The 3415-nt window shown below is 46.0% G+C and carries 3 protein-coding genes; 2 read left to right on the top strand and 1 reads right to left on the bottom strand.

Annotated features, from left to right (window positions below; genetic code table 11):
- Positions 1 to 182 (top strand): hypothetical protein (locus tag BG32_RS15765; protein WP_220660304.1); only part of this gene is annotated, 182 nt, incomplete at its 5' end.
- Between the two features lie 467 nt (positions 183 to 649).
- Here the strand turns inward: BG32_RS15765 and BG32_RS03785 are convergent.
- Positions 650 to 1195, bottom strand: coding sequence for a GNAT family N-acetyltransferase (locus tag BG32_RS03785; RefSeq protein ID WP_183084279.1), 546 nt, complete (start codon positions 1193 to 1195; stop codon positions 650 to 652).
- A gap of 303 nt (positions 1196 to 1498) precedes the next feature.
- Between BG32_RS03785 and BG32_RS03780 the strand changes: the two genes are divergently transcribed.
- Positions 1499 to 2605, top strand: coding sequence for an iron-containing alcohol dehydrogenase family protein (locus BG32_RS03780; protein WP_183084278.1), 1107 nt, complete (start codon positions 1499 to 1501; stop codon positions 2603 to 2605).
- Positions 2606 to 3415: the final 810 nt, after the last annotated feature.

The following is a 3415-nucleotide window of genomic DNA, read 5'->3' as shown; positions in this document are numbered from 1 at the left end:
TCTCTCTCTCTTCTCTCGTGAGCGCAGCGAACCTCTCCACAACGCTGTTTCTCAATGGTCTTTGTTTGCCCGACGAAGTCGGAACTGGCCTCGCGGAAGGCGAGACTGGCCAGGCGGAGCCTGACTGGCCTGCGTTAGCAGACTGGCTCCCAAATGTTCCTAAGGTCCCATTTTTCGCGTAAAAGGCAGAGATTCCAACCAGGACCTTTTTCGGGCGAACGGCCGTTCGCCCCTACAAGAGAACTGCACAATCATCTGAAATCGTCATCCCGTAAAGCCTGCCCTGATTATCCTGCCCCAATGTGTGCCTCTTTTGTCATCCCGCACTTGTTTCGGGATCTTGGTTTCGTTTCTATCCAAGGACGGCTTCATGATCTTGAACGGCAGCGACGGACAGGTCTTGTAAGCGTCAGGCTGCTCTTAAACGTTTGTCGATCTTTAAGTCCAAGATCCCGTACAGGAGCATTACGGGATGACAATATGGGGGAATCGCGGGATGACACCCCTAAACGTCATCCTGACAATGCTCCTGGTCAGGATCCCTATTCCAATGGACGTCGAATCTTTGTCGATTAGCCGCTCCATGCACTCAACTATATCTCGATACTTTTTAATGACCTGCGCGGAGTTCAAATATCTCACAAACTAATCACTCTAAAGTGAATTCAAGCTGTATATTGAAGGGTTCTCGCGAATAGATCTCCTCGTTTATTTCGGCAGCAGGAAGGCATCCCAAAGATTCATAGAAACCCTGGCTCTCTATTGATGGATGTGTTGAAATATACAATTTCTTTGCGCCTCTTTTCTTAGCGTTTTCGCAGCACAACGCGAAGAGTTTTCTGCCAATGCCTTTCCCTCTCATCTCGCTTGAGACGTGCATAAACGGCATCTCTAAATACTGATTCTCGCTTCCGAAGAAAGAGTTATCCACAGATGCAAAGCCTACGATTGAATTCTGGAGAAAGGCACCAGCAACGAATCCTCCAGATTCCATACAGCTTCTTAAACGCTGTACCACTTCAACCTTTTTCTCGGAATCCCAATCATCTATGAACTCATCATGAATATAGACAAAACTCCCATCCGGCTCCCTAAACTTGATTTCGCTCGTAGTCTGATATCTATCAAAATTCTCCAGAGCCTTGTCTTCTAGATCCTTGAATGCTGTTGGTCTTATTTCGGGATAATCATCCAAAGGACTCTCTCCTTTCATCTGATAGGGCATCAGGGGCACAATTGTGCCCACTCAATTGTATACGCTGGTGAAGGCAAAATTCTATAAAAATCCGATACAATTAGTTTTATGCACTTGCAGAATTTCTAAGAGTGTCGAGGCTTCATAAATGCGTTGGTCAGGCCTCCTTTTTCCACTTATGAGGAGCTTCTTTAGCAAAAGGAAAAATCATCGAAATCGCGTTTTTCTATACCGACTGTTATAATTTTTCTGGAAGCTCATGCACATTTGATCTTCTCATTATCCAATACTAAAGGTGATGAATTGATCGACCATTCGACGAGATCTATAGAGATACCCAAATACATTATTGTCAAGAAAAAAGCAACGGAAGAACTGGCTCCTTTTCTTGAAATAATGAGGTTCAAGAATGTTTGTGTTGCAACCCAGGAAAATCTGCTAGATCTAATGCCTGATATTCAAAAGGCAGTTAATCGCAATGACTATTCCATTTTCTACGTAGAAGAGAGACCGAATCTCAGTCATCTAATGAACAGACTTGATTCAGTTCACGATCTACACCCCGATGCGCTCGTCGGAATAGGAGGAGGCTCGGTTCTTGATACTGTCAAGTTTTTCGCTCACATACTCAACATTCCGTTGATTTTAGTTCCCACTCTTGCCTCAAACGATGGGATTTGCTCCCCGGTTGTGTCTCTGAAGCTCGAAAACGGTAGAAGCGACAGCTTCAGAGCGAGAATGCCGTTCGCCCTGTTCGCAGATACAGGTGTCATTTACAATGCGCCAAAGAAGTATCTATATGCTGGCCTGGGCGACGCAATCTCAAATGTCACAGCCATTCTCGACTGGGAGTTCGCAACCAATAGGACCGGCGAGCAAATTGACTACTTTGCAAAGACGTTGTCAGTTATGAGCTATAAAAGTCTTCTCAACTTCAAGAACGCTAATTTCGCTGATGAGGATTTCGTCGAAACCCTTGTCAACTCATTAATCACAAGTGGAATATCCATGGAGTACGCAGGAAATTCTCGACCCGCTAGTGGTTCCGAGCATATGCTATCTCATGCTGCAGACGTAATTTTCGACATGGCCTTTCTTCATGGTCACCAGACTGGCTTCTACACATGCGTAATCCTTAAGGCCTATGGAACCGAGCTGTACGAAAAGGTTCTTGAATTTCTTTCCGATCTTGGCTTTTTCGCCTGTGTACCCGAAGTGTTATTTAAGAGAGACAGATTTGCAGAAGTGGTGAAGTTGGCTCGTTCAATTAGAAAGCGATATACAATTCTGAATACGCTCAATGATGATCAACTCCTGAGAATCTTCGACGACACAGTCTCGGAAATCAAATACGCCATATCTCACGCAAATCCTGAAGTTCCTGCAGGAAAATCACTTCGCACTCTGTAACTGCTAAGATACAATAGCTAACTTACGCCTCCAACCAGCCTTTCGTCTCTGCAAATCGCGCTTGCGCAAAATCCGGAAAGAGAGCCTGACCGGCTCCCGTCATTTTTCACCTTTTTTGCTCACGCGGCAAGATGCGTGTTCCGATGTCGCTTACTTCATTACCCAAATTTGCTCGGGATCTGGTCTGTGATCTTGGAGGGACCAGAGTTATCTTGCATTCCATGACTCTCTCATTCTAACAAGCGAAAAACGGCACCATGATTTTGCGCTGGCAGCGAAGGGTGGCTCTTCGCAGCGGAGAGCGTCTCCTTGTAAGCGCCCAACGGCTTTCAGGACCTGGATGAAGAGAACCGGCAATGAATTCAGGTTTCAATGCAACTGAGGAAGTTATCCCGACATCGGTTTGCGGAAGTCCCTCTCCAAGTCATCCCGAACTTGTTTCGGGACTCAGTTTTGTTCTTTCAGCGCATAGCGTGTCTTAGAACGGGATGCTGAAACAAGTTCAGCATGACAAATTATCGTGTTTTCAGAATCAGCAAACGCTGTCATACCCGTCTCGCCTAATCGGGCGTCTCTCACTTAGTCATCCCGAACTTGATTCGGGATCCGGTTTTGATCTTGTCAGCGCATAGCGGTTCATGGGTACGAGATCCCGTACAGGAGCATTACGGGATGACAATATGAGGGAATTAGGGGATGACCTTGAACAGAGACCCCAAACACGAGCATTTTGGGGTAGGCTAATCAGGGCAGGCTTTACGAGATGACAATTTCAGATGATAGTGCAGTTCTCTTGTAGGGGCGAACGGC

Origin of the sequence: Mesotoga sp. HF07.pep.5.2.highcov (assembly GCF_003666285.1) — a bacterium.
Taxonomy (GTDB): Bacteria; Thermotogota; Thermotogae; order Petrotogales; family Kosmotogaceae; genus Mesotoga; species Mesotoga prima.
The sequence above is the reverse complement of the archived record's forward strand: the minus strand, read 5'-3'. Positions and strand labels throughout refer to the sequence as shown.